General features: G+C 62.3%; 25 protein-coding genes and 1 tRNA gene. 15 read left to right on the top strand and 11 right to left on the bottom strand.

Features of this window, described 5'->3' with window-relative positions; genetic code table 11:
- The 6 genes from ACE04I_RS09885 to ACE04I_RS09860 all read right to left on the bottom strand — a co-directional run bounded on the left by ACE04I_RS09885 (window position 1) and on the right by ACE04I_RS09860 (window position 6,456).
- On the bottom strand, window positions 1-783 hold the full coding sequence (locus ACE04I_RS09885) for a TatD family hydrolase (RefSeq protein ID WP_046792278.1): 783 nt from the start codon (window positions 781-783) through the stop codon (window positions 1-3).
- A 7-nt stretch (window positions 784-790) separates the two neighbouring features.
- Window positions 791-2,350 carry a methionine--tRNA ligase gene (gene metG, locus ACE04I_RS09880; RefSeq protein WP_046792277.1) on the bottom strand — a complete coding sequence of 520 codons (1,560 nt, stop codon included), beginning with the start codon at window positions 2,348-2,350 and terminating at the stop codon, window positions 791-793.
- A 107-nt stretch (window positions 2,351-2,457) separates the two neighbouring features.
- On the bottom strand, window positions 2,458-3,486 hold the full coding sequence (locus tag ACE04I_RS09875; protein ID WP_046792276.1) for a DNA polymerase III subunit delta': 1,029 nt from the start codon (window positions 3,484-3,486) through the stop codon (window positions 2,458-2,460).
- On the bottom strand, window positions 3,483-4,160 hold the full coding sequence (gene tmk / locus ACE04I_RS09870) for a dTMP kinase (RefSeq protein WP_046792275.1): 678 nt from the start codon (window positions 4,158-4,160) through the stop codon (window positions 3,483-3,485). The genes ACE04I_RS09875 and tmk overlap by 4 nt, the downstream gene beginning before the upstream one ends.
- 75 nt (window positions 4,161-4,235) lie before the next feature.
- Window positions 4,236-5,408 (bottom strand): D-alanyl-D-alanine carboxypeptidase family protein, encoded by a 1,173-nt coding sequence (locus tag ACE04I_RS09865; protein WP_082118231.1) that lies wholly within the window; start codon window positions 5,406-5,408, stop codon window positions 4,236-4,238.
- 67 nt (window positions 5,409-5,475) lie between these two features.
- The gene (locus tag ACE04I_RS09860; protein ID WP_046792273.1) at window positions 5,476-6,456 is read right to left on the bottom strand and encodes a septal ring lytic transglycosylase RlpA family protein; all 981 of its coding nucleotides are present in this window, start codon (window positions 6,454-6,456) and stop codon (window positions 5,476-5,478) included.
- A gap of 535 nt (window positions 6,457-6,991) precedes the next feature.
- On the opposite strand from ACE04I_RS09860, the gene ACE04I_RS09855 reads away from it, so the two are divergent.
- Both ACE04I_RS09855 and ACE04I_RS09850 read left to right on the top strand, forming a co-directional pair.
- A complete protein-coding gene (locus tag ACE04I_RS09855; RefSeq protein ID WP_137326811.1) occupies window positions 6,992-7,735 on the top strand; it encodes a DUF1236 domain-containing protein in 744 nt (247 codons plus the stop codon).
- 334 nt (window positions 7,736-8,069) lie between these two features.
- Window positions 8,070-8,159 (top strand) — tRNA-Ser (locus ACE04I_RS09850).
- Window positions 8,160-8,279: 120 nt separating this feature from the next.
- On the opposite strand, the gene ACE04I_RS09845 is transcribed toward ACE04I_RS09850, so the two are convergent.
- Both ACE04I_RS09845 and ACE04I_RS09840 read right to left on the bottom strand, forming a co-directional pair.
- A complete protein-coding gene (locus tag ACE04I_RS09845) occupies window positions 8,280-9,215 on the bottom strand; it encodes a hypothetical protein (RefSeq protein WP_046792272.1) in 936 nt (311 codons plus the stop codon).
- A 260-nt stretch (window positions 9,216-9,475) separates the two neighbouring features.
- A complete protein-coding gene (locus tag ACE04I_RS09840; RefSeq protein ID WP_046792271.1) occupies window positions 9,476-10,084 on the bottom strand; it encodes a gamma carbonic anhydrase family protein in 609 nt (202 codons plus the stop codon).
- A gap of 204 nt (window positions 10,085-10,288) precedes the next feature.
- On the opposite strand from ACE04I_RS09840, the gene ACE04I_RS09835 reads away from it, so the two are divergent.
- Both ACE04I_RS09835 and ACE04I_RS09830 read left to right on the top strand, forming a co-directional pair.
- Window positions 10,289-10,942 (top strand): alpha/beta hydrolase, encoded by a 654-nt coding sequence (locus tag ACE04I_RS09835; RefSeq protein ID WP_046792270.1) that lies wholly within the window; start codon window positions 10,289-10,291, stop codon window positions 10,940-10,942.
- Window positions 10,943-11,157: 215 nt separating this feature from the next.
- The gene (locus ACE04I_RS09830; protein WP_487207003.1) at window positions 11,158-11,565 is read left to right on the top strand and encodes a GFA family protein; all 408 of its coding nucleotides are present in this window, start codon (window positions 11,158-11,160) and stop codon (window positions 11,563-11,565) included.
- Between the two features lie 84 nt (window positions 11,566-11,649).
- On the opposite strand, the gene ACE04I_RS09825 is transcribed toward ACE04I_RS09830, so the two are convergent.
- Window positions 11,650-11,823 carry a DUF1328 domain-containing protein gene (locus ACE04I_RS09825; protein ID WP_046792269.1) on the bottom strand — a complete coding sequence of 58 codons (174 nt, stop codon included), beginning with the start codon at window positions 11,821-11,823 and terminating at the stop codon, window positions 11,650-11,652.
- A gap of 235 nt (window positions 11,824-12,058) precedes the next feature.
- Here ACE04I_RS09825 and ACE04I_RS09820 point away from each other — a divergent pair, with 235 nt between their 5' ends.
- From ACE04I_RS09820 to ACE04I_RS09775, 10 genes are all read left to right on the top strand, one after another.
- Window positions 12,059-12,220, top strand: coding sequence for a hypothetical protein (locus ACE04I_RS09820; protein ID WP_170986348.1), 162 nt, complete (start codon window positions 12,059-12,061; stop codon window positions 12,218-12,220).
- 168 nt (window positions 12,221-12,388) lie between these two features.
- Window positions 12,389-12,547 (top strand): hypothetical protein, encoded by a 159-nt coding sequence (locus ACE04I_RS09815; protein ID WP_170986349.1) that lies wholly within the window; start codon window positions 12,389-12,391, stop codon window positions 12,545-12,547.
- A gap of 46 nt (window positions 12,548-12,593) precedes the next feature.
- Entirely contained in the window at window positions 12,594-13,316 is a 723-nt protein-coding gene (locus ACE04I_RS09810; protein WP_046792268.1) for an endonuclease III domain-containing protein, read from the top strand.
- Between the two features lie 90 nt (window positions 13,317-13,406).
- A complete protein-coding gene (locus tag ACE04I_RS09805) occupies window positions 13,407-13,754 on the top strand; it encodes a DMT family protein (RefSeq protein WP_046792267.1) in 348 nt (115 codons plus the stop codon).
- A 62-nt stretch (window positions 13,755-13,816) separates the two neighbouring features.
- Entirely contained in the window at window positions 13,817-14,731 is a 915-nt protein-coding gene (locus ACE04I_RS09800) for a DUF72 domain-containing protein (RefSeq protein WP_046792266.1), read from the top strand.
- A 115-nt stretch (window positions 14,732-14,846) separates the two neighbouring features.
- Window positions 14,847-16,736: a peptidylprolyl isomerase gene (locus tag ACE04I_RS09795; RefSeq protein WP_046792265.1), complete on the top strand. Its 1,890-nt coding sequence runs from the start codon at window positions 14,847-14,849 to the stop codon at window positions 16,734-16,736.
- Window positions 16,737-16,748: 12 nt separating this feature from the next.
- Window positions 16,749-17,765, top strand: coding sequence for an anthranilate phosphoribosyltransferase (gene trpD / locus ACE04I_RS09790; protein ID WP_046792264.1), 1,017 nt, complete (start codon window positions 16,749-16,751; stop codon window positions 17,763-17,765).
- 7 nt (window positions 17,766-17,772) lie between these two features.
- Window positions 17,773-18,588, top strand: coding sequence for an indole-3-glycerol phosphate synthase TrpC (trpC, locus tag ACE04I_RS09785; RefSeq protein WP_046792263.1), 816 nt, complete (start codon window positions 17,773-17,775; stop codon window positions 18,586-18,588).
- Window positions 18,588-19,079: a cyclic pyranopterin monophosphate synthase MoaC gene (moaC, locus tag ACE04I_RS09780; RefSeq protein WP_046792262.1), complete on the top strand. Its 492-nt coding sequence runs from the start codon at window positions 18,588-18,590 to the stop codon at window positions 19,077-19,079. The genes trpC and moaC overlap by 1 nt, the downstream gene beginning before the upstream one ends.
- A 3-nt stretch (window positions 19,080-19,082) precedes the next feature.
- Entirely contained in the window at window positions 19,083-20,297 is a 1,215-nt protein-coding gene (locus tag ACE04I_RS09775) for a molybdopterin molybdotransferase MoeA (protein WP_046792261.1), read from the top strand.
- A 19-nt stretch (window positions 20,298-20,316) separates the two neighbouring features.
- Here ACE04I_RS09775 and ACE04I_RS09770 read toward each other — a convergent pair whose 3' ends face one another.
- Window positions 20,317-21,471, bottom strand: coding sequence for a citrate synthase (locus tag ACE04I_RS09770; RefSeq protein ID WP_245282023.1), 1,155 nt, complete (start codon window positions 21,469-21,471; stop codon window positions 20,317-20,319).
- Between the two features lie 63 nt (window positions 21,472-21,534).
- Between ACE04I_RS09770 and ACE04I_RS09765 the strand changes: the two genes are divergently transcribed.
- Complete coding sequence (locus ACE04I_RS09765) at window positions 21,535-22,626, top strand: citrate synthase/methylcitrate synthase (RefSeq protein WP_046792260.1); 1,092 nt, start codon at window positions 21,535-21,537, stop codon at window positions 22,624-22,626.
- Between the two features lie 36 nt (window positions 22,627-22,662).
- On the opposite strand, the gene pyrG is transcribed toward ACE04I_RS09765, so the two are convergent.
- Window positions 22,663-24,300 (bottom strand): CTP synthase, encoded by a 1,638-nt coding sequence (gene pyrG / locus ACE04I_RS09760; protein ID WP_082118201.1) that lies wholly within the window; start codon window positions 24,298-24,300, stop codon window positions 22,663-22,665.
- Window positions 24,301-24,332 lie beyond the last annotated feature (32 nt).

The raw sequence follows: 24,332 nt of genomic DNA, 5'->3' as shown, positions 1-24,332 counted from the left end.
TCAGAGCCTCGGCATCCTGGAGAAGACGCGGAATGCATTGTCCGTGGTAGCCCGCGCGATCTCCTCGTAGCTCACATCCTTGCATTCGGCGAGCACTTCGGCCGTATTGACCACATAGGAAGGCTCGTTGCGCTTGCCGCGCCAGCGTTTCGGGGCCAGATACGGCGCGTCCGTTTCCACCAGAAGCCGATCGAGCGGCACGGTTTTCGCGATTTCCCGAAGCTCCTCGGATTTCGGAAAGGTCAGGATGCCGGAAAACGAGACATAGCCGCCGAGTTCCACGCCGGTGCGGGCGAGGTCGGCCCCGGAGGAAAAGCAGTGCAAAATGAAGGGGAAAGCCCCCTTCCCGCTTTCTTCCGTCAGGATTGCCGCCATGTCCTCGTCGGCGCTGCGGCTGTGGATCACGAGCGGAAGCTGTGTCTGCCGTGCGGCTTCGATATGGCGCAGGAAACCCATCTTCTGGTCAGCCGGCGTCTGCGTGTCATAGAAATAATCGAGGCCGGCTTCGCCGATCGCCACGATCTTCTCGTGGCTTTCCGCAAGCCTTACGAGATCATCCGCCTGGATATCGAGTTCTTCGCCCGCATTGTTCGGATGCGTGCCGACGGAGGCAAAAACCGACGGATACTTGTCCGCAATCGCCAGAATGTTCTCGAGTTTGCGAACCCGCGTACAGATGGTCACCATCTGCTGCACGCCGGCTTCGTGGGCGCGCGATATGATCGCGTCGCGCTCTTCCGCGAAATCGGCAAAATCCAGGTGGCAATGGGTATCGATCAGCATAGCAAACTCACACGCCGGTCGTTTCCGGCGCCACATAGCGTGGGAAAACCGGCTTCGGCGCTTCCAGCGGCGTACCGGGAACAAGTCGGCCAGCCTCTCCGAGCGCCTCGAAATCGCGCCTGTCGGCCGGCGCGGCCACGAGGTCCAGCAGCTTTGCGGACGAATCCGGCATGAACGGCTGAAGCAGAATTCCGATCTGGCGGACCACCTCGGCCGTCACGTAGAGCACGGTGCCCATGCGCTCGGGATCGGTCTTCTTCAGCGCCCAGGGCTCCTGTCCGGCGAAATACCGGTCCGTCTCAGAAACGACGGCAATGATTGCCGCGAGCGACTTGTGGATGGCCTGCTTGCCCATTTCCTCGCGGCAGATGTCGAGAAGCGCATCCACGGAAGCCAGCATGGCGCGATCGGCATCGGTGAGTTCACCGGGTTCGGGCACTTTTCCGTCGCAGTTCTTGACGATCATCGAGAGCGAGCGGCTCGCCAGATTGCCGATGCCGTTCGCGAGATCGGCATTGACGCGGGTCGCGATCAGCTCATCGTTGCAGTTGCCGTCCTGGCCGAAGGAAATCTCGCGGCAGAGGAAATAGCGCACGTAATCGAGCCCGAACTTTTCGAGAAGTTCGAACGGATCGACCACGTTGCCGAGCGACTTCGACATCTTCTCGCCCTTGTTCAGCACGAAGCCATGGGCGTAGACGCGCTTCGGCAGCGGCAGCTTCGCCGACATCAGGAAGGCCGGCCAATAGATCGCATGGAAGCGGATGATGTCCTTGCCGATGATGTGCACGTCCGCCGGCCAGTATTTTGCGCGCGGACCGTTCGGGTCCTCCAGATAGCCGGTCGCGGTAAGATAATTGGTGAGTGCGTCCACCCAGACATACATCACGTGAGCCGGATCGTTCGGAACCTTGATGCCCCAATCGAAGGTCGTGCGTGACACCGAGAGATCCCTGAGCCCGGATTTCACGAAGGAGACCACCTCGTTGCGGCGCTCGGCCGGACCGATGAAATCCGGGTTTTTCTCATAAAATTCGAGAAGCTTCTCGCCATAGGCCGAAAGCTTGAAGAAATAGCTGGATTCCTCCACCCATTCGACCGGCGTGCCCTGGGGTCCGTAGCGAACGCCGTCCGCGCGAACCTCGGTCTCGTCCTCAGCATAATAGGCTTCGTCACGCACCGAATACCAGCCGGCATAGGTATCCTTGTAGATGTCGCCGGCATCGGCCATCCGGTTCCAGATATCCTTCGAGGCCTCGTGGTGGCGCGGCTCAGTGGTGCGGATGAAATCGTCGTTCGACGAGTTCAGAAGCTTGCCCATGGCCAGGAATTCGTTGGAATTGCGCTCGGCCAGCGCCTCAGGCGCGATACCCTCGGCGCGGGCCGTCTGCTGCATCTTCTGGCCGTGCTCGTCCGTACCGGTCAGGAAGAAGACGTCCCGCCCATCGAGGCGCTGGAAGCGCGCCATGGCATCCGTCGCGATCAATTCGTAGGCGTGGCCGATATGCGGCTTGCCGTTGGGATAGGAAATCGCGGTGGTGATATAAAAGGGCGTCTTGTTCGGCATGGACGGCACTCGGGCACATGGAAGGAAATTCATGCCGCTCTTAGCGCATGTTTGGCGGGAACGAAACCCAAAGTTCCGCGCCTTGTTCCGTCCCCTGCCCTCGTCGGCTATGCCCTGGCCGCCTCCAGGATGGAAAGGATGGTCTGCTTGCGGTCGAGATTATAGGCCTGCGCCACCGTGATCTGTTCGGTGATGTCGCTGACGAGCTTTGCCTGCCGTTCCGCCCCCTGCAGATTGCCGCTCAACGCCGCCTGCCGCGCCCTTTCCATCAGATGGTCGCCGAGATGCTCCAGGAAGAAGCCGAAGATCACGTCGCTGTCCTTGGCCGACAGCACGTCCGCCAGCCTGTGCATGTTCTTGCGCGCGGCCGGCCCGTCGGCGACCATCACCTCGTCGAAGGCGGCGATGATATCGGCTCCGCCATAGTTCATGAGCTTCAATGCGCGGGCGACGCTGCCCTTCGACATGGCGCGGATCGTTTCTTCCGTCTTTCCGCCGTCGAGACGGAGCCCCAGCGCGCCTAGCGCCCGCATAAGGTCATCGTCTCCGAGCGGTGACAGCTTCAGCGGCTGGCAACGGGAACGAATGGTGGGCAGCAGCTTGCCGGGCGCATGCGAGAGCACCAGAAAGAGCGCGCGGCGCGGCGGTTCCTCGAGTATTTTCAGGATGGCGTTGGCGGCATTGCGGTTGAGATCGTCGGCGGGGTCGATGATGACGATCCGCCAATTGCCCGTGCCAGAGGTCTGCGAAAAGAAGTGCCCCGCGCGCCGCACCTCGTCCACGGTGATCGCGGTCTTCGCCTTGCCGGTCTTCTCGTCGACCGGCCGCGCCAGGTGCAGAAGATTATGCGAGGCGCCGGAGGCGATCTGCCGGCTGACGGATGAACCAAGGTCCGGTGCGGCGAGCTGTTCCGGCGCCGTCGCAGGGTCCGGATGGGAAAGAACGTGATTGGCGAAACGAAATGCAAGCGTCGCCTTGCCGATGCCTTCCGGCCCCTCGATCAGGATGGCGTGATGGCCCTTGCCGGAACGATAGCTGCGAGCCAGGAAATCCTCGGCCGCCTTGTGCCCGAACAGGTTCGGATTGCGCGCCGGCGGCATCGCGCCGTCGAGCACATGGGGGTTCTCTTCGCTCATCCGACCGTTTCCGTATTCGGGTGCCCGAAGCTCAGTTCGCGCGCGAGCGGCTCGACGATTGCGAATATCTCGCCGGCGATCTCGTCCTCGGCCCGGTCCGCATCCACCACGTGGCAGCGCTCGGGCTCCGCCGCGGCGATCTCCAGATAGGCTTCCCGGCGCTTCTCGTGGGTTTCGATTTCCTCGCGCTCGAACCGGTCGGGCGCATTGTCGGCGCCCCGCTTGCGCGCGCGGCCAAGCCCCTTTTCCGCCGGCAGGTCGAGGATCACCGTGCAGTCCGGCACCACGCCGTTGACTGCGATCCGCTGCAGCGTTTCGATGAACTCTGCCTCCAGATTGCCGGTAACGCCCTGGTAGACCCGCGAGGAATCCATGAAGCGGTCGCAAAGCACGACTGCGCCGCTTTCGAGCGCCGGACGGATCACTTCCTCCACATGATCGTTGCGGGCGGCGGCAAAGAGGATCGCTTCCATGCGCACGCCGAATTCTTCCGCGGCACCCGAAAGCAGGACATGGCGCACCGCTTCGGCACCCGGCGAACCGCCCGGCTCACGGGTCACCAGCACGTCGTGACCGCGTCGGCGCAACGAATCGGCCAACCGGCGAATCTGGGTGGATTTACCGGCCCCCTCCCCGCCTTCGAAAGTCACGAACAATCCGGATTGCCTCGACACGCTCTTCCACGCTTCCTCATTCGAATATTGGCTCTGTTTAACGCATGTTGCCGCACATGCGAAACGGAAACCTTTTCAAAGCCAGAAGAACATCAGCTCCAGGAGCGCATCCGTCGCGCGTGAGGCGAGGCTTCCCGTCGCCACTGTCGAGGCAGTCACGAGCGGCACCTCCCGCACCAGCTTGTCGCCGGAGAATATCCGAAGGGTCCCCACCTCCTGCCCTTCCGCCACGGGTGCGCGCAGCGGCCAGCGATAGACGATCCGCCCCGTCAGCCGCTCCGGGTTCTTGGTTGCCAGATAGATGTCGACCGGCTCCGTCGCGACAAGATCGACATGGCGCGCGGAGCCGCCGTAAACGCTCGCCTGGCCGACGACCTCGCCACGCTTGAAGAGCACTTTGGTCTCGAACGAGGAGAGCCCCCATTCCAGCACCCGCCTCGCCTCATCGAGGCGTTCCTTGTCGCTTGCAAGCCCACCCATCGCGAGGAAAAGCCGCGTACCGTCGCGTTCAGCCGAGGCGACGAAGGCAAAGCCCGATCCTTCCGCAAACCCCGCCCCCAGCCCGTCTATGCCCATGTTCAGCGACAGGAGCGGGTTCTTGTTGCGCTGGAAGATCTTGTTCCATTCGAAATCAGGCTGCGAGTAGATCGGGTAGAATTCCGGGTGGTTGCGATAGGTATGGCGGGCGAGTTCCACGAGATCGCGCGCGGTCGTCCTGCTCTCTGCACCCGGCAGGCCCGTCGAATTGCCGAAAACCGACCGCGAAAGGCCGAGATCTTTCGCCCGCGCCGTCATGCGCGCGGCAAATTCGCCTTCCGAGCCCGAGAGCCCTTCCGCCAGGATGATGCAGCCGTCATTGGCGTTCTGGACGATGACGCCCTTGATCAGATCGTCGACGCGTATCTGCGATTTGAGCGCCGCGAACATCGTGGTGGTGCCGGAGGGCGCGCCACCGCTGCGCCAGGCATGTTCGCTGACCGGAAACAGCGTATCGGGCGTGACATCTCCCCGCTTGAGGGCGTCGAAAACGACCTCCATGGTCATCAGCTTGGCAAGCGAGGCCGCCGCAAAGGACTGGTTCTCGTTGGAGGCGAGAAGCACGGTGCCGGTCTTGGCTTCCACCATGTAGACCTGCTTGGCCTTCGTCGGAAAGGCAAGCGCCGGCGCTTCCTGGGCGCGCGCAACGACCGTCAGGCAAAGCGCCTGCAGGATCATCGTCAGGCAAAGGCAAAGCAGCCGGTATCGCATGGTCATCCATCAACGTTCGTTCTATCGGTAACAGCGGTCACCGGAACCGGCAACCGTCGCCCTTCGTTCAACGTCGGGGATTATGCGCCTTCTGCCGGGCGGCATGGGAGAGAATGGACTGTTCCGTCAGGCCGTCATTGCGGACCGTCACCGCATCGAAAGCGATGTCCACGGTCCGGACCGGCTCGGCGATATAGGCGGAAGCCGCGCTGCCGGAAGGAAGCTGCAGGATGTGCTCGAGCGGCCGCTGGACCGGCATGGGGCCGAGTTCCGGCAGGGACGCGAATTGCTCGAAAGCCTGGAACGCATGGGCGGAAGCCGGAGCGGAGGCAGGCGCCGGTCCGCTGGGCGTCGACCCGTTCATTGCGATCGGCGTGGGAACCGCCGATCCGTAGCTCTGCAACTGATCGCCGAGCGGAGCGTTGGAAGCGACCATGACGCCTGATGCGATCTGGCCTTCCGGATTGACCGACGGGAAGCGGTCGCCCTTGCGGATATAGGAAGCCATCAGGAACGGCATATCGCGGCCGTCCATCCGGGCGCGCCCCACATATTGCACGTTCACCTTGGCGGTGCCGGTGCGTTTCATGTCCAGCAGTTCTGCGGTCTTGTCGGAAACGTCGATGATCCGGCCGGGATGATAGGGGCCGCGATCGTTGACGCGGACGACGACGGACGTGCCGTTTTCCAGATTGGTCACCCGCGCATAGCTCGGCAGGGGAAAGGTCGGATGCGCGGCCGACAGATGCGAGCTGTCATAGACTTCGCCGTTTGCAGTCAGGCGACCGTGGAACGCCGAACCGTACCAGGAAGCGAGCCCGCTCTTGTTATAGTTCGCGTCTTCCTGCGGGACATAGGTCTTTCCCTTTACCTGATAGGGTTTACCGACCATGAAGCGGCCGCCGCCTTTCGGCACCGGCTTGCCATCGGAAACGACCCGAGGGCTCGCCTTGACGCCGTATTCCTTCTCGGAAAAATATTCCTTGCTGCGGGATTTCTTCTTCGGCGCCTCGGTGGTGGCACAGGAAGCCATCCCGACGCAGATCATCGATATTCCCAGCCATCTCGCTGCGAGCGAAAGCTTGCCGCCACTCAAACCCGAACCCCGTCCATTTTCTTGCCACCCTGCCGCACCCGCCCCGTGAAAGCGACAGACCTGGCGATCAATTTCCGCTGCAGGAACCGCTTTCCCGCACCATTGTCTCAACAGGCGACAGTGTTCGTCACGCGCGGGACAGCAAGCCTGACTTTTGCTCGGAACGTGGCAAAAATGCGATTAAAATCCACAGATATAATTAGAATTCAATGGATTATGGTTAACCAAATATTGCAGCCAGACACCTGAGAGCTGCGTAAAAACTCCAACTCCACTCAGTCTCCTGGCGATCTTGAGGGCAGATATTCTCCCGCCAGGGACCTTCGCATGCCGCGCTTGCGACCAAGGTCTCAACAGCAAAAAGCATAGGTCCCAGAAGCCCGTCACAAGGTGCCCGGGCGGGAACAGTAATCGGCAGGCAATGTTCCAAACTCAGGTTTGCGGCTGGCAAGTCGCGAACGTTTTGGAAACATCGAGGAGAAATGAAATGAAAATCGCGAACACTGCCTTTGCCGCTCTGCTGCTTGCCGGCTCGGCGCTTTCAACCCCTCCGGCCTTGGCGCAGGGCGCGTCTTCCGGTGGCCAACAAGGCGGCACGGGAACGACGGTTCTTCCGAGACAGGGACAGAGCGGGACATCGCAGGACGCTCCAGCCGCACCGCAGCCGCAGGGTCAAACGGGCGGCAGCGCACAGGATCAATCCACTACGCCCCAGTCCACAACGCCCCAGACAGGCATGCCCCAGTCCGGTGGGAGCGACAACACTCAATCCACCCAGGACCAGCAGCAACCTGGATCGACGACGGGCAGCGGCGGTGGTTCGACCTCCGGCTCCGGTTCGGGTGCGGGTTCGACCGGCACGACCGGCCAGCAACCTTCGACAGACTCGACGCGGGACAGCCAGCAAGGCACGACCGGATCTTCATCCCAATCGGGGCAGACCAGCTCCGGCTCCACTTCTACCGATACAAGCGGAAGCGTGGAAATTACCACGGAGCAGAAGACCGAGATACGCAACGTCATTGTGGAGAGTGATACCGAGCCGGTATCGGTGGATTTCGATATCGACGTTGGGGTTGCCATCCCCGAAACCGTGACGCTGCACCCGCTGCCGCCTCGCATCATCGAACTGGTGCCGGCCTACCGAAACTACGTCTATTTCGTCCTTCCGGACGGTAGGATCGTCATCGTCGAGCCTTCGACCCACAAGATCGTCTACATTATCGCGTAACGCACATCGAACGAAGGCCGCGCAAAAGAACCGCCTTCCGGATATATGCGAACATATCCGGAGGCGTGTGTGCGACGGCGCGGCGAGTGACGGCCCTACCCGGCTCCGCTTCCATCACCTCCACCATTCTCGCACCAACCGGATCCCGCGGATGGCAATCACCGGGATACGCGAACACCGCAGAGCAAGTTGACGCTGCGATCAAAGCTGCTTAAAAGCCAGCCCCTGAGTGAATGGGTGGCAAATCGGCCGGAAACGCCGAATAATGAGATATCCGGTGACGGATTTCTAAGCATCTCAGCCACTTGGAAGAACCAGTTGAAAAGACTCATGCGGATGGGTGGCCGAGCGGTTTAAGGCACCGGTCTTGAAAACCGGCGTAGGTGAGAGCCTACCGTGGGTTCGAATCCCACCCCATCCGCCATTTCAACCCGCCTCTGGGCACCCCAATCGCCGCCGATTGGGCGATATTCCGCGAGATCCCTATCAAATCATCGCCGATTACCGCACGGGCACCAGTGGTGAACTTGACGTTTTAGATTCGTCACATGGGCTGATCCCGTCCACGAATAGCATCACCGAAAAGTATCTCCAGGAGGGACTCGCTGCGCTGATTGTCGGCGCCCGCGGCGATGATCGTCCGCGCCGCCGCATAGCCGCGCAGGCCGACGTCCGTCGGCCGTCCCGCCGAAATGATCGTGTAGATCTCCCGGACCGGATAGGCGTGGACGATCCCGACGTGTTCGGCCAGTCCGGTTGCGCCCGCTAAAAGATCGCCGACTATGCCTTCGCGGCTCACCGCCAGTTCCATCCAGCCGAGGTAAGTCTCGCCGGTAGGCCATTGATGCGGCACGCTGGGCGAGGCCATTGCCGACTGCTCGTAAGGGGGAAGTGGCTCGACGCGCAAACGCAGCACGCCAGGATGCCCGCTCCACGAGCGTGCGACCTGCTCGGCTAGGTAGCGATGGATGATTTCGACCGACGGGGCTCCCGCCCTCGGAACGAAGCAGAGGACGAAGGTCGGCGCCAAGGGAGCGCCCTGCATGGCCGGATCATTGATACGGTCAACGAGCGTGCGGCCGCCGGGTGACGGCAAGGCGCCGATACGGCCGATGAAGTTCTTTGCATCGTTCGGAATGTACTCCTTTGGGAGCGGGCTGCTTGCGAACGCCTTGAGGTGTGCCTCGGACAGGAAGAGCGCGTGCGGCATGCCCTGAGGCTGCGCGGCGGCCGGCGCGTTGATCGAGATGCCCTCGACCGACAATCCAAGATCGGGACGATTGGGTGCAAGGCGAAGCTGTCGGTACTGCCACAGGCCCGGAGCGCGGGCAAACATGATCCCGTGCACGTCGCGCCAATAGTCCTCGCAAATTTCGCGCGGGAGATCGGCGCGCCACCAACAGAAGGCCGTCAACGCGAGCTGCGCAGCGTTTTCTAGAGTGGCCGTGTCCGCCGCATCGAGCGATTTTTTGTTCTCCATGACAGTCTCTAAAGCCTTGCTCTACTCTCTCTGCTTTGGGCGAATGCGAGTTGACCCGGGGTGTTGCACCTGAGCCCATCGAGAAAGACACGAAGCCTGGAAATGACCGCCGCAGGGTTCTCAAGGGGAGGCAGATGACCCGCGTCGGGCTGGACCTTCGCCGAAATCGTCATAAGCAATGCGGACGCCGTTCACTTCGACGTACCGGAGCTCAGGCATGGCCGCGCCTTTCGTGCACGATTATTGTGGCGGCTGCACCGCTACAGCTCCCGATCGTCGCGATGGTCGGTGAGCTCGCTGGTGACACGTCGGGTGAGTTCTTTCATGTCCATGTCGACTCCACTGCCGGACCGGCGCTCCAGCCCGTAGACTTGATCTGCAAAGTTCATCCTGGCGAGGATCGCGTCGACGTCCTTGTGCTTGTCGGGCGGGAACAGCTTGGCGGGATCGCCGACTGCAACCCATTTGATAGGTACAAGCGAATTCGGCGGCAGGACGCTGCGCACATGGACCACACCATCGATGCGAACCTCTGTGCGCCGGCCAACGACCGCGCCTTGATAGATTCTAACGCCCGTCGCCAGAAAGCACTCGTCTTCAACGAGGCAGCCTTTGAGCGAAGAGTGCGGGCCAATCAGGACATAGTCGCCGATCTCGACGGCGTTCCGGCTGGTGCTCCGGATATTGAGGTTCTCGCGGATCACGCACTGGGCACCAATCCGCACCGGCGCGCCATGCGCCTCAATGACCGCACCGAACGCGACATGCGTGCGTGGACCGATCGTCACATCGCCGCAGATCACGGCTGTCGGGGCCACGTAGGCGGAGGGATCTATGTCCGGCCGCTTGCTCTGATGCTCGATAAGCATGGCAAACCTCCAGTGGAGAGCACTCACTGAAGGAATCTAACAGCCTCGGCCAATGCAAGTTCCGCCGCACCGAGATTCGACCCTTTACAGGCACTCAGCACGGTCATACGACTTCAACCAGCGCAGTCAGCCGGGCACAGCGACCTTGATTTCGGCCAAAGACGTGCCGAAGCTCGGCAAACCCCGAAGTCAGGGGTGAATAATATGGCCACTTTCATCCTGATTCCCGGAGGCTGGCAGGGCGGCTGGGTCTACCAGAAGGTAGCAGATATACTCACTGCGCACGGGCACAAGGCCTTGCCGATCACTCTCTCGGGGCTCGGCGATGCTCCCGCCCCGACGGCCAATCTTGAAACTCACATAGGCGAGGTCGTTGATGTTGTGAGGTCGCATCGCGGCGACCTCGTCCTCGTTGGACAGTCCTACGGCGGGATGGTCGTGAGCGGCGCGGCCGACGCCGAGCCATCGCGAATCCGAGCATTGGTCTATGTAGACGCCTATGTGCCTGAATCCGGCGACTCCGTCTGGTCACTGACGACGCCTCGTTTCCGGGATATGTTCGTCGCGGGCACAAAGGCTGACGGACTGAACTGCGCGCCGCCTCCCAATCTTGATCCGCGGTGCCGGCCCCATCCGATCGGGACGTTTCTCCAATCCATCAATCTCAGCGGACGTTGGCTTGAAGTGCCGCGCAAGACCTTCGTCGGCGCCCATGGATGGGAAGGAAGTCCGTTCCTTGACCTTTATCAGCGCCTAAGCAACGAGCCGGAGTGGTCGACGTTGGCCCTCGACTGTGGGCATAATGTAGCACGGCTGAATCCTGAGGCTCTGGCCGAAATATTGTTGGCTCAGGTTTGACCAACCGACGACTGCGCCCAAACCGCCGCTTCCCGCCCGCATTGTTCCCCCTGGATTTCGAGATTTCCCGGTCTATATTGACACTACCGCGAGCCTGAAATGTTTCAGGTCCCCGCCCCTCCGCATTGCCCGCCGCACTGAATTTGCGGTTCGGCTTGCACTTCAGCCCTCATTCGAAATCCACGTATCTCACCCTACAAGCGGGAGGAGTTTCCATGGCCAATGCCCAATGCGCCTGCGGCGCTCTTAGATTGACGCTGAACGAGCCGCCACGATTGACCGCGGTGTGTCACTGTTTCGCTTGCCAGCGAAGAACAGGTGCGCCGTTCAGCGCCAACGCATTCTATTCGATAGACAGTGTCGAGATTTCGGGAGCATCCACGGAATTCATTCGTAATGCCGAGAGCGGTCGCAAGGTCCGGATGCATTTCTGCCCGGCTTGCGGCTCGACCGTCTACTGGAAGCCCGATGCCTCGCCTTTCATAATCGGGGTGGCGGTCGGTTCACTTGCCGATCCGGCCTTCACGCCACCTGTCATGTCGGTATTCGAGCAATCGAAACATACGTGGGTGCAGCTAGACGAAGCGGTGGAACGGTTCCGGCGTATGCCGCCCGCCGGATAGCCGAGGCTGCCGCCACCGACAAGGAACCGAAAGCCACCGGACACGCCGGAACAGTGGCTTCCATCGAAAACCTCAGGCTTTACTTCAGAACGCCAGGCTTCCGGCCATCAGGGCGAGGACCAGGAAAATGACGAAACCGATCAGGAAGATGAAGAACAGGATCTTGGCGATCGTCGCGGTTGCGGCCGAAACTCCGGAGAAGCCCAGGAAGCCCGAGATCAGCGAAATCACCAGAAAGATGAGAGCCCATTTCAGCATGTGATTCTCCTTCTGTTTCCGGTCCGCACAACGTGAACCGGCTGCCGAAGGTTCCAGGCGCAGTTACGCTCTCGTGCTATCTCTCAGCGCTAGTTTGGAAGGCCGTCCGGCGGATGGCATTCTCTACCTTCGACATTTCCCAGGCCCGCACCGGCTTGAAAAACCCTTGCATGGCTCCACATCGCAAAGGTGACCGTCCTGCAATCCAGGATCACCGCTGAAATGGAGGAAGCCCATGAACAACAGAAACATGATCATCGGCATCGTGGTCGTCGTCGTTATCATCCTCGCAGTGCTCTTCCTGATACCGGGTACAAACCAGCCGACCGGAGAATCCCCCGCAACGCCTCCGGCAACGACACAGCCGGCGCCGACAACGCCCGCTCCTTCGCAATAATCCTTCGCGCGGAAAGGGCGTCCCGCGTGCGGCGGGATGCCCTGCCCTTGCCCCCTGGCTGGTTCGGCCAGCATTCGGAGCCGTCAGGTCTCAAGCTCGGCGCAAGCACCGGTTCGTATGTCGCCTTATCGGCCGTGATGTGATACGGCGAGGACGAGGACGAATGACATGTCGAACGAAGTTGATCTGAACACGGATATCCCGGATGCCACGATTGCGCTGCTTTTAGAGGAGCGCGGCGCCGATGAGCTGACCGATATTCTGGTCGAATCGCTCCATGAAGCGTTCCGAATCATGGAAGACGAAATCTACAATACGGTGCACTGAGCACGGCGGCGCTTGATTTTGTTCCTCATTTGTTCTTAAATGAGGAATGCAGACCGCTCTGGATTTCGGCATAAGGCAGGATATCGGGTGGATTCGCGCGCAGCTCCTGCCGATCCTCAATTTCGTGCGGCTTCTGCCGCCACTCTCACCTGCCGGTCAATTGGTGAAATCCCTCATCAGCAGCAGGACGCGCGATCCGGTTTCGCAGCAGGCTTTCGACCAGCTTACGACCGTCTACCCGAAATTGCTGGATCTCCTGGCCGCTTCGGTCGAGGATATTCATGACCTGATCTGCGAAGTCCGGTTCGCCGGCGACAAGGCGGGCCACCTTCAGAAGGCTCTCCGGGCGATTGCGGCGGAACATCCGGATTTCGACCTTTCCTTCCTGGAGAGGTTTTCAAGAAACCACGCGATGGCATGGCTCGAGTCCCTCGATGGTGTCGGGCCGAAGGTTGCGGCTGCAACATTGAACTTCAGTAATCTGAATGCCGAGCTCTTCGTGGCGGATACGCATGTCCTGAGGGTGTTCGAGCGTTTCGGCATTATCGGTCCCAAAAGCACCGCCTGGGCGGCAACCGAAATAGTGGTGGCAGCCATGGAGGATTGGACCGCCGAGGACTTCATGAACCTGCACATCATGATCAAGGTTCACGGCCAGAAGATCTGCCACCTGCACAATCCGGTTTGCACAGCCTGCCCTCTCCGCTCCCGTTGCAAGGCGGTCCATTCCCGGCATGTGGGCTCACCTCGGACGAGTTCCCGTCATTGATCACCTTCCGCGCCCCAAATCCGCCGCTTGTATTTGCTGCAGGAACATGGTTGCGATACGCAATTCCTCCCGCCTTTCACGGATTCCCCCATGCCCACCACCGGCGTTCCCTTCCTGACCATCGGCTTGCTGCTGCTTTCAAACATATTCATGACATTCGCCTGGTACGGCCACCTCAAGTTCAAGACCGAGGCGCTCTATGCGGTGGTCCTCGTGAGCTGGGGAATCGCCTTTTTCGAATACTGCTTCCAGGTACCCGCCAACCGCATCGGCTATGGGTATTTCAACGCAGCGCAGCTCAAGACCATCCAGGAAGTCATTACCCTTTCCGTCTTCGTGCTGTTTTCGGTCTTCTATCTTGGCGAGCCCGTCCACTGGAAACAGATCGTCGGCTTTGCCTTTATCGCGCTCGGCGCCTTCTTCATCTTCACCAAATAGCCGCCGTCGGAACTCTGGCCACTTCGTGACGTTCGGATATCGGCGGAACACGAGGTGGCGCGATGAAGAAGACCGGCGAAATCCGCATCGGCATATCCGGCTGGACCTACAAGCCCTGGCGTGGCGTGTTCTATCCGGAAGGCCTGCCGCAGAAGCAGGAGCTTTCCTATGCGGCGGAGCATTTCCGCTCGATCGAGATCAACGGCACCTTTTATGGCCTGCAGCGCCCGAAGAGCTTCGCCGCCTGGTATGACGCGACGCCCGAGGATTTCGTCTTTGCCGTCAAGGGATCGCGCTACATCACCCATATGCGGCGCCTGAAGGAGATCGAGACGCCGCTTGCCAATTTCTTCGCCTCGGGTCCGCTGCGGCTCGGCAGGAAGCTCGGACCTATCCTCTGGCAGTTTCCGCCGCGAATGAAGTTCGACCGGGAGCGTTTCGAGACTTTTCTGAAACTGCTGCCGGCCGATACCGAAAAGGCGGCCGCGCTCGCCAGGAAGCACGATTCGCGGCTCGACGACCGCGCCTATGTCGAGACCGATGAAAAGCGCCCGCTTCGCCATGCGCTGGAGATCCGCAACGACAGCTTCCGCTCGGAGGAATTCATGGGACTGCTGCGGCATTACCGCGCCGGTCTCGTGGTGGCGGATACCGTCGAATGGCCGCTGCTGATGGATTTGACGGCCGATTTCGTCTACTGCCGCCTGCATGGATCGGAGCAGCTCTATGTCAGCGGCTATGACGACAAGGCGCTCGACAACTGGGCACATCTGATCCGCGGCTGGGTCAAGGGGCGAGATCCGAAGGAAGCCGAGCGCGTCATGCCCGCCTCTCCTCCCCGTGCCGGCGGACGCGATGTTTACGTCTATTTCGACAACGACGCCAAGGTGCGCGCACCGGCCGATGCCGCCTCTCTCGCCGACCGCCTCGGCGCCGCTCCCGAAACGGCTCGGCCGCGGGCCGCCCGACGCGGCTGAGCTTCACTTTTAGTTTTCCTCCACCACGCCTTCAATTCCGCCCCGGATTGTTCTAGAGACATTCCTTCAAACCGCCTGTGGAGCGGCTGATTTGTTGTGCAAGGTATGTTGATCGATGCTTGATTCCCTCAGAAACGCGGCCCGATCCTGGGTTGCGAAGGCGCTGCTTCTGCTGCTGGTCCTCTCCTTCGGCATATGGGGCGTTTCAACGTCGATGTTGACGAACGGCTCAAACACCGTTCTGTCGGTGGGCGATCAGGAGATTTCCATGCAGGAATTCGCCCTCGCCTACCAGCGCCAGATTGCCGGCCTCAGCCGCCAGTTCGGCACCCAGCTCACGCCCGAGCAGGCACGCGCCTTCGGCCTCGAAAGCCAGGTGTTCGCGCAGCTTGCGGCAGGCGCCGCGCTCGACCAGCTCGCCGACGACATGAACCTCGGCATGTCGCACGATCGTCTCGCGACGCTGATTGCCGAAGACCCCGCCTTCCATGCCACGAACGGCCAGTTCGACCGCAATCTCTTCACCACGCGGCTGCGCAATGCCGGCCTCAGGGAAGACGACTACATCACCGAGCGCAGCAAGGTCGCCGTGCGCAGCCAGATCGTCGAGGCGGTGTCGGACGGCTTCAAGCCGCCGCAGGTGCTTGTCGACGCGTTGAAGCAGTATCGTGACGAAAGCCGCACCGTCGAATATGTCCTGCTCTCCAACGCCAATATCGATCCGGTCAAGGCTCCGGCCGACGACGTGCTGAACGCCTGGTTCGAAGGTGCCAAGAACCGCTATCGCGCGCCGGAATTCCGCACCTTCACCTACGTGACGCTGCAGCCGGCCGATATTGCCGTCCCGTCTTCCATTTCCGACGACGAGGTGCGCGCCGAATACGAGCGCCGCAAGGACAGCTTCACCACGCACGGCGCGCGCACCATCGAGCAGCTCATATTCCCGAACAAGGAAATGGCCGATGCCGCCGCCACCCAGCTCAAGGACGGCACCGCCACCTTCGACCAACTCGTAGCCGATCAGGGCAAGACCTCCGCCGACGTGATGCTCGGCGAGTTCAGCAAGGAGAAGATGCCGGACCAGTCGATCGCCGACGCGGCCTTCGCGGTGAACACCGAGGGTGGCACCACCCCGGCCGTCCAGGGCGCTTTCGGTTCAGTTATCCTGCGTGTCACTAACATCCGGCCGGAAACGACCAAGAGCTTCGACGAGGTGAAGGAAGAGGTTCGCCAGCAATTGGCGATCGCCGCCGCCTCGCAGGAAGTGGCCAATGCCCATGACCGTTTCGAAGAACTTCGGGCCGCCGGTTCGACACTCGAGGAAGCGGCGAAGGAACTCAATCTGAAGGCCGCCACGGTAACGGCCGACGCCTCCGGCAATGGCGACCAGGGTGAGAAGATCGAAGGCCTTCCCGCCGTTGCCAATCTCCTGCAGGACGTCTTCCGCACCGAACCGGGCGCAGACGCCCTGCCGGTCAACTTCGGCAACGACGGCTATCTGTGGTTCGAGGTTCGCGAAGTCATCCCCGAGCGCGACCGTACCCTTTCCGAGGTGCGCGAACGCGTCGTCGCGGATTGGACCGCTGAACAGCAGCGCCAGGCACTGACGGCACGCGCCAACGAACTCAAGGGCCGGCTGGACAAGGGCGAAACGCTTGCCGCGATCGCCGGCGAACTCGGCCTTTCCGTCGAGACGAAGCAAGGTGTGCGCCGCAATGCCGAAGATGCGATCTTCGGCAACGAAGCGATCGCCGCAGCCTTTTCGGGACCGGTCGGCGCGACCGGTACGGCGCTTGCGGCCGATGGCGAAAGCCGTCTTCTCCTGACGGTGACCAGCAGCGAGCAGGCGCCGACCGACGCGCTTTCCAGCGACCCGCAACTCGACCGGATCGCCGAATCCGCCGGCGACGACATGCTGGACCAGATGGTCAACCGCCTTCAGAGCGACTATGGCGTAACGATCAACCAGGCTGCCGCCGACCAGGCGACCCAGATGATCCGGTAAGGGGCGGAACGGATGCCGGAATTGAAGCCCCTCATCGCCAAGGTCGCCAACGGCGAAAGCCTCACCCGAGAGGAGGCTCGCGAGGCCTTCGACATCCTCATGTCGGGTGAAGCGACACCCTCGCAGATCGGTGGTTTCCTGATGGCGCTCCGGGTGCGCGGAGAAACCGTCGACGAGATCGCCGGCGCGGTCGCCACCATGCGGTCCAAGATGCTGGCGGTCGAGGCTTCCCCCGAGGCCGTCGATATCGTCGGCACCGGGGGCGACGGCACGGGAACCTATAACATCTCCACCCTCGCCTCGCTGATCGTCGCCGGCTGCGGCGTCCCGGTCGCAAAACACGGCAACCGGGCGCTGAGCTCGAAATCCGGCGCAGCCGACGCGCTTTCGGCCCTCGGCGTCAATCTTGAAATCGGCCCCGCCCGCATCGCCCGCTGCATCCGCGAAGCCGGGATAGGTTTCATGTTCGCCTCGCAGCACCACTCGGCCATGCGCCATGTCGGCCCGAGCCGCGTCGAACTCGGCACCCGCACGATCTTCAACATCCTCGGCCCGCTCTCCAATCCGGCCGGTGCGAAACGCCAGCTTCTCGGCGTCTTCTCCCCCCGCTGGCTGCAGCCGATCGCCGAAGTGCTCCGCGATCTGGGTTCCGAGACGATCTGGGTCGTCTATGGCGACGGCATGGACGAGATCACCACCACCGGCACCACCAATGTCGTCGCGCTCGAAGACGGCAAGATCCGCAGCTTCGACCTGACGCCCGCCGATTTCGGCGTCGCTCCCGCCACCCTTGCCGACCTGAAGGGTGGCGATGGCGTTGCCAACGCGGCCGCCTTGCGCAAGGTGCTTTCCGGTGCGAAAAATGCCTATCGCGATATTTCGCTCTGCAACGCCGCAGCCGCGCTGATCGTTGCAGGCAAGGCGGAGACGATCATGGACGGCATGAGGCTCGCCACGCAGTCGCTCGACGGCGGCAACGCCGCGGCCGCACTCGACCGTTTGGTCGCCGTCTCCAATGACGAGGATTGAGACCGTCATGACCGATATCCTGAAAAAGATCGAGACCTACAAGCGCGAGGAAATCGCAGCGGCGAAATCGCGCGTGCCTCTGGCCGAGCTCAAGGCGCGCGCCGCCGATCAGACGCCTGTGCGCGGCTTCTACGAGGCATTGAAGGCCAGGCAGCAGGCTAGCATCTTCGGGCTGATCGCCGAGATCAAGAAGGCGAGCCCCTCCAAGGGCCTGATCCGCCCGGATTTCGATCCGCCTGCGCTTGCCGTTGCCTATGAGGCTGGCGGCGCTGCCTGCCTTTCGGTGCTCACCGATGCGCCGAGTTTCCAGGGCGCGCCGGAATTCCTGACGGCGGCCCGAAATGCGTGCTCGCTGCCCGCGCTTCGCAAGGATTTCATGTTCGACACCTACCAGGTGCATGAAGCCCGCGCCTGGGGTGCGGATTGCATCCTGCTCATCATGGCTTCGCTGACAGACGACGAGGCGAAGGAATTGCAGGACGAGGCTTTCGAACTCGGCATGGATGTGCTTGTCGAGGTCCACGATGCGGAAGAGATGGAACGGGCTTTGAAGCTCTCCTCGCCGCTGATCGGCATCAACAACCGCAATCTGCGCACTTTCGAAGTCAGCCTCGAAACCAGCGAGAAGCTCGCCGCCATGGTTCCGTCTGACCGCCTCCTGGTCGGCGAAAGCGGCATCTTCACCCATGACGATTGCCGTCGCCTCGAAAAATCCAGCATCACCACCTTCCTCGTCGGGGAAAGCCTGATGCGCAAGGAAGACGTCGCTGCCGCGACACGCACGCTTCTGACCGGCGAAGCGGCGAACGTGGCGGCCGAGTGATGGCGCAAGCGCCACGCCTCACCCATATCGGCGCTTCCGGCGAGGCGCATATGGTCGATGTCGGCGACAAGGCCGAGACCAGCCGCTCGGCGACCGCCGAGGGATATGTGCGTATGCAGCCGGACACGCTGAAGCTCATCCGGGAGGGCAATGCGAAGAAGGGCGATGTGATCGGCACGGCGCGTCTTGCCGGCATCATGGCCGCCAAGAAGACCTCCGATCTCATTCCCCTCTGCCATCCGCTGATGCTGACCAAAGTGTCGGTGGAAATCACGGAGGACGAGACCTTGCCGGGCCTGCGGGTGACCGCGACCGCCAAACTCACCGGCAAGACCGGCGTCGAGATGGAGGCGCTGACCGCCGTTTCGGTGGCTTGCCTTACGATCTATGACATGGCCAAGGCCGCCGACAAAGGCATGGAGATCGGCGGTATCCGCCTCCTGGAAAAGACCGGCGGAAAGTCGGGCAGCTATCGCCGCGAGGAGGATTGAGCCATGGCGCTGGTGCCTGTTTCGGAAGCAAGGAACCGCTTGCTCGATAATGCCGGACCCATTACCGGAACCGAGCTAGTGCCGCTTTCCGAGGCGAACGGCCGCGTGCTTGCCGAAGACGTGCTCGCCCGCCTTACCCAGCCGCCTTTCGATGCCTCCGCCATGGACGGCTATGCGCTCCGGTCAGAGGATGCTCCGCATCCCGGCGCTGAACTGACCGTCATCGGCACCGCCGCCGCGGGTCACACCTTTGCTGGCAGCGTCGGCAAGGGAGAGGCCGTGCGCATCTTCACCGGCGCGCCGGTGCCGGAAGGCGCCGATTCCATCCTCATCCAGGAGGATGCCGAAAAGCTCGACGGAGACCGCATCCGCGCGAAGATCCAAGTCGTCAAGGGACGCCATGTCCGCCCCCGCGGTCAGGATTTCACCGAAGGCGAAACCGTTCTGCCGGCAGGCACGCTCCTCGACTTCTCGCATCTGACGGTTGCCGCCGCCATGAACCATGCGAGCCTTCCCGTCTTCCGCCGTCCCAGGATCGCGCTTCTTGCCACCGGCGACGAGCTGATCCAGCCCGGAGGCGAGCCCGGCGAGGCGCAGATCATCGCCTCCAACACCTTCGGCATTGCGGCCCTGGTGCGCGACAACGGCGGCGAGGTGCTCGATCTCGGCATCGTGCCGGACCGGCAGGAGGCGATTGCCGAGGCGATCCGGCAGGCGCGCGCCGCTGGGGTCGATGCGCTGGTCACGCTCGGCGGGGCTTCCGTCGGCGACCACGATCTCGTGCAGGCAACGTTGAAGGATGCCGGCATGGCGCTGGATTTCTGGCGCATCGCCATGCGCCCCGGCAAGCCGCTGATGGTCGGCAGGCTCGGGGAAATGCAGGTGCTTGGCCTTCCCGGCAATCCGGTCGCGAGCCTCGTCACCGGAATACTCTTCCTCGAGCCGCTGCTTCGAAAACTTGCCCGTCTGCCGAAACGCCGGCGCGAGGCCCAGGCCATCACCGCCGCCGCACTTTCGGCCAACGACCAGCGGCAGGATTATCTGCGCTCCAGGCTCACGAGCGATCGTGACGGCAACCTCATGGTCGAGCCCTTCCGAAAGCAGGATTCATCGATGATGAAGATCTTCGCCCATTCCGATGCGCTCATCATCCGCCCTCCGCATGCCCCGGAACTGCCGGCCGGATCGCCCTGCCCTATCTTGTTGATACGGCCCTGATCCGGTCTGCGGGACGCGCTTATAGTCCTTCCTCGGCGACAGGGCTGGCATAGCGGGCCCGCGGCCGTATCATCTGACCGCTCTCCACCTGCTCTATCGCATGCGCAAGCCATCCGACTGTACGCGCAAGCGCGAAGATGACGAGCGGTGCATCATCCGGAAGCTTGAACGTATCGGCGAGCGTCGCCAGCGCGAAATCGATGTTGACCGGCTCGCCCAGCAGTTCTTCTCCGGCTTCCGCCAGCGCCGCGTAAAGCGGCGGCGCCTCGAAACTCGCCATCAACGCCTTGGCGCGCGGATCGCCGTGCGGATAGAGCCGGTGACCGAAGGCTCTGACGACACCCTCGGAAGAAAGCGTCCCGCGTATTGCCTCCCGAACGCCGACGGAAGCGGCCTTTTCCATCAGCACCGTCACGCTGATCCAGGCGCCGCCATGCCGCGGCCCCGTGAGCGTCGCAAGGCCCGAAAGCGTTGCAGCCGAAAGGGCAGCTCCCGAGGAAGCCGTCACGCGGGCTGCGAAGGCAGAGACGTTGAGTTCGTGCTCGGCTAAGAGCACAAGCGCCTTGCGGATCGGCTCGGCCGCCTCGGGCCTCTGCCAGCCATACGCCAGTCGTTCATGCAGAGGCAGAGGTTCCGGCCAGGGCGCAAGTGCGGCGGCAACGCTCGACAATACATCTGCCGCCTCCGCCCGCAGAACGAAGGGTTTGCGCCTGAGCGCCGGCAGATCGGTCATCACGCGTGCCGCGAGCCTGCCGAAGGCGGCTTCCATGCGTGAGGCTTCCCCTTCCGCCATGCCCGCTTCCACGCGCACCTCCGCCGCCTCCCAGAGAAGAGCCGCCACCTCCTCGAGGCTTGCATGCGCCGAAAGTTCGACGGCGTTCTTGCCGCGATAGGAAAGCCGCTCGTTGGCAATGGAGGAAATCGTCGTCGGCAGAACCGGATCGCCCCAGCGAATCGCCTCAGCGGCAACGGCCGATGATTTTCGTCGCCCCGCATGGCGTTCCGCCAGCCGCTTCACGTCATCGACCAGATAGAGGCTGCGGCGCGGCTCCGCCGGATCGGGTTTGGCGCGGATGCGCCCTCGGCTGACATTGGCATAGAGCGTCTGCGGTTTGGTTCGCAGCAGCGCAAGTGCCTCTTCGGCGGTGATCCAGAGCGTATTCATATTGATCATTTACATCAAGATTGACGTCAATGCTTGTAGGTTCGATCATCCCTTCCGTAAAGGAGAAACACCATGAACAACGGACTTGAAGACGTCATTGCCGCCGAAACTCGGCTCTCGGACGTGGATGGCGAAGCGGGCCGCCTGATCATCCGCGGCGTATCGCTCGATCATCTCGTGACGCACGCGACCTATGAGGACACGGCCGCGCTGCTGCTGGACGGCTTTTTCGATCGCCCGATCTCTGTCTCGGAGCTGAAGGTGCAGCTCGGCCGGGCCCGCGCCGAGGTCTTCGCGAATGTCCAGGCCATGGACGCCATGCTGGAAAAGCTGCCGCCGGTGGATGCCATGCGCGCGCTGACTGCCCGGCTCGCCGATGGCGAGGATTTCGAGACCGCATTGCGTCTCCTGGCGGCGCCGGCCGTGTTCCTGCCCGCCGTGCTGCGGCTCCGGAAGGGTGAAACCCCGATCGCGCCAAACCCGTCGTTGTCGCAGTCGGCCGATATCCTCGCTATGCTGAACGGCGCGCTGCCGAGCAAGGAACAGGTGGCGGCGCTCGATGCCTATCTGGTGACGATCTCCGACCATGGGCTCAATGCCTCGACCTTCGCCTCCCGCGTGATCGCCTCCACCAAGGCGGGCCTCACGTCCTCGGTTCTCGCGGCCGTCAGCGCGCTCAAGGGTCCGCTGCACGGCGGCGCGCCGGGCCCGGTCCTCGATATGCTGGATGACGTGGGCAGCGAAGCACATGCCGAGACCTGGCTTGGCGAGGCACTCGATCGCGGCGAGCGATTGATGGGTTTCGGCCATCGCATCTACCGTGTGCGCGATCCGCGTGCCGATGCGTTGAAGGATGCGTTGAAGCCGCTCGTTGCCACCGGCCAGGTCGATCGGGACCGCATTCGGCTCGCAGAAGCCGTCGAACAGGCGGCGCTTGCGACCCTCAAGGAGAGAAAGCCGGACCGGCCGCTCGACGTCAACGTGGAGTTCTACACGGCTCTGCTCCTGGAGGCACTCGGCTTTCCGCGCGAGGCCTTTACCGGCGTGTTCGCCATCGGCCGTACGGTCGGCTGGATCGCCCATGCCCGCGAACAGGCGCTCGAAGGCAGGCTGATCCGGCCCCGGTCCGTCTATGTCGGCCCCTTGCCGCAGGCGGCTGCTTGAAAGAAAAACCCGGCCTTGGCCGGGTTTTTTAATGTCTTAGACGAGGCGGCTCTGCTCCAGCGCCGCTTCGATAAAGCTTGCAAAGAGCGGATGCGGATCGAGCGGGCGGCTCTTCAGTTCCGGATGATACTGCACGCCGATGAACCACGGATGGTCCGGATACTCGATCGTCTCCGGCAGGAGGCCGTCCGGCGACATGCCCGAGAAGACCAGACCGCAGCTCTCCAGACGCTGCATGTAGTCGATGTTCACCTCGTAGCGGTGGCGATGGCGCTCGGAAATATCGGTCGAACCGTAGATGTCGGCGATCTTGGTGTCCTTCTTCAGCGCCGCCTTATAGGCGCCGAGACGCATCGTGCCGCCGAGATCGCCGGAGGCCGAGCGCTTCTCCAGCTCGTTGCCCTTCACCCATTCCGTCATCAGGCCGACGACCGGTTCCGGGGTCTTGCCGAATTCCGTCGAGGATGCCTGTTCGATGCCGGCAAGATTGCGGGCCGCTTCCAGCACCGCCATTTGCATGCCGAAGCAGATGCCGAAATAGGGCACGTTCCGCTCGCGGGCGAAGCGCGCCGCGTTGATCTTGCCCTGCGCGCCGCGCTCGCCGAAGCCGCCCGGCACGAGAATGCCGTGGACCTTTTCCAGGTAAGGCGCCGGGTCCTCCTTCTCGAAGACCTCCGACTCGATCCACTCGAGCTTGACCTTGACGTGGTTGGCGATGCCGCCGTGATGCAGCGCCTCGATCAGCGACTTATAGGCATCCTTGAGGCCGGTATATTTGCCGACGATGGCGATTGTCACCTCGCCTTCCGGCGTGTGGATACGGTTGCAGACCTCTTCCCAGGGATCGAGGCGCGGCTTGGGCGCCGGCTCGATGCCGAAGGCCGCCAGCACTTCCGAATCCAGCCCTTCCTTGTGGTAGGCCATGGGCACGTCGTAGATATTGGCGACGTCGAGCGCCTGGATGACGGCGGAAGGACGCACGTTGCAGAAAAGCGAGAGCTTGCGGCGCTCGGCTTCCGGAATTTCCCGGTCGGCGCGCACAAGCAGGATGTCCGGCGCGATGCCGAGCGCCTGCAGTTCCTTGACCGAATGCTGGGTCGGCTTTGTCTTGAGCTCACCCGCAGCCGGAATATAGGGCATCAGCGTCAGATGAAGATAGACGGCGCTGCCGCGCGGCAGATCGTTTCCGAGCTGGCGGATCGCTTCGAGGAAAGGCATGGCCTCGATATCGCCCACCGTGCCGCCGATTTCGCAGATCACGAAATCGTAGTCCTCATTGCCCTCGGTGACGAAGTCCTTGATCTCGTTGGTGACGTGCGGGATCACCTGCACGGTCGCGCCGAGATAGTCGCCGCGGCGTTCCTTGTCGATGATGTTCTTGTAGATGCGGCCAGTGGTGATGTTGTCGGTCTTGGTGGCCGAACGGCCGGTGAAGCGTTCGTAATGACCGAGATCGAGGTCGGTTTCCGCACCGTCGTCGGTAACGAAGACCTCGCCGTGCTGGGTCGGGCTCATGGTGCCCGGGTCCACGTTCAGATAGGGGTCGAGCTTGCGAAGCCGCACCCGATAACCACGGGCCTGCAACAACGCTCCGAGAGCCGCGGCCGCAATTCCTTTTCCGAGGGAGGAAACCACGCCGCCAGTGATGAATACATATCGCGCCATGGGAGTCATCGGATACCTTTTCATTAGTGATTCCGCCAGCC

Source organism: Rhizobium moroccans (assembly GCF_057559155.1).
This window is presented reverse-complemented; position numbering and strand designations above follow the sequence as displayed.

What these genes read in the sequence shown, in the direction of transcription:
- ACE04I_RS09885 (WP_046792278.1), bottom strand. Translation starts at nt 783, where the DNA reads ATGCTGATCGATACCCATTGCCACCTGGATTTTGCCGATTTCGCGGAA.
- metG (WP_046792277.1), bottom strand. Translation starts at nt 2,350, where the DNA reads ATGCCGAACAAGACGCCCTTTTATATCACCACCGCGATTTCCTATCCC.
- ACE04I_RS09875 (WP_046792276.1), bottom strand. Translation starts at nt 3,486, where the DNA reads ATGAGCGAAGAGAACCCCCATGTGCTCGACGGCGCGATGCCGCCGGCG.
- ACE04I_RS09865 (WP_082118231.1), bottom strand. Translation starts at nt 5,408, where the DNA reads ATGCGATACCGGCTGCTTTGCCTTTGCCTGACGATGATCCTGCAGGCG.
- ACE04I_RS09860 (WP_046792273.1), bottom strand. Translation starts at nt 6,456, where the DNA reads ATGATCTGCGTCGGGATGGCTTCCTGTGCCACCACCGAGGCGCCGAAG.
- ACE04I_RS09855 (WP_137326811.1), top strand. Translation starts at nt 6,992, where the DNA reads ATGAAAATCGCGAACACTGCCTTTGCCGCTCTGCTGCTTGCCGGCTCG.
- ACE04I_RS09845 (WP_046792272.1), bottom strand. Translation starts at nt 9,215, where the DNA reads ATGGAGAACAAAAAATCGCTCGATGCGGCGGACACGGCCACTCTAGAA.
- ACE04I_RS09840 (WP_046792271.1), bottom strand. Translation starts at nt 10,084, where the DNA reads ATGCTTATCGAGCATCAGAGCAAGCGGCCGGACATAGATCCCTCCGCC.
- ACE04I_RS09835 (WP_046792270.1), top strand. Translation starts at nt 10,289, where the DNA reads ATGGCCACTTTCATCCTGATTCCCGGAGGCTGGCAGGGCGGCTGGGTC.
- ACE04I_RS09830 (WP_487207003.1), top strand. Translation starts at nt 11,158, where the DNA reads ATGGCCAATGCCCAATGCGCCTGCGGCGCTCTTAGATTGACGCTGAAC.
- ACE04I_RS09825 (WP_046792269.1), bottom strand. Translation starts at nt 11,823, where the DNA reads ATGCTGAAATGGGCTCTCATCTTTCTGGTGATTTCGCTGATCTCGGGC.
- ACE04I_RS09820 (WP_170986348.1), top strand. Translation starts at nt 12,059, where the DNA reads ATGAACAACAGAAACATGATCATCGGCATCGTGGTCGTCGTCGTTATC.
- ACE04I_RS09815 (WP_170986349.1), top strand. Translation starts at nt 12,389, where the DNA reads ATGTCGAACGAAGTTGATCTGAACACGGATATCCCGGATGCCACGATT.
- ACE04I_RS09810 (WP_046792268.1), top strand. Translation starts at nt 12,594, where the DNA reads ATGCAGACCGCTCTGGATTTCGGCATAAGGCAGGATATCGGGTGGATT.
- ACE04I_RS09805 (WP_046792267.1), top strand. Translation starts at nt 13,407, where the DNA reads ATGCCCACCACCGGCGTTCCCTTCCTGACCATCGGCTTGCTGCTGCTT.
- ACE04I_RS09800 (WP_046792266.1), top strand. Translation starts at nt 13,817, where the DNA reads ATGAAGAAGACCGGCGAAATCCGCATCGGCATATCCGGCTGGACCTAC.
- ACE04I_RS09795 (WP_046792265.1), top strand. Translation starts at nt 14,847, where the DNA reads ATGCTTGATTCCCTCAGAAACGCGGCCCGATCCTGGGTTGCGAAGGCG.
- trpD (WP_046792264.1), top strand. Translation starts at nt 16,749, where the DNA reads ATGCCGGAATTGAAGCCCCTCATCGCCAAGGTCGCCAACGGCGAAAGC.
- trpC (WP_046792263.1), top strand. Translation starts at nt 17,773, where the DNA reads ATGACCGATATCCTGAAAAAGATCGAGACCTACAAGCGCGAGGAAATC.
- moaC (WP_046792262.1), top strand. Translation starts at nt 18,588, where the DNA reads ATGGCGCAAGCGCCACGCCTCACCCATATCGGCGCTTCCGGCGAGGCG.
- ACE04I_RS09775 (WP_046792261.1), top strand. Translation starts at nt 19,083, where the DNA reads ATGGCGCTGGTGCCTGTTTCGGAAGCAAGGAACCGCTTGCTCGATAAT.
- ACE04I_RS09770 (WP_245282023.1), bottom strand. Translation starts at nt 21,471, where the DNA reads ATGATCAATATGAATACGCTCTGGATCACCGCCGAAGAGGCACTTGCG.
- ACE04I_RS09765 (WP_046792260.1), top strand. Translation starts at nt 21,535, where the DNA reads ATGAACAACGGACTTGAAGACGTCATTGCCGCCGAAACTCGGCTCTCG.
- pyrG (WP_082118201.1), bottom strand. Translation starts at nt 24,300, where the DNA reads ATGACTCCCATGGCGCGATATGTATTCATCACTGGCGGCGTGGTTTCC.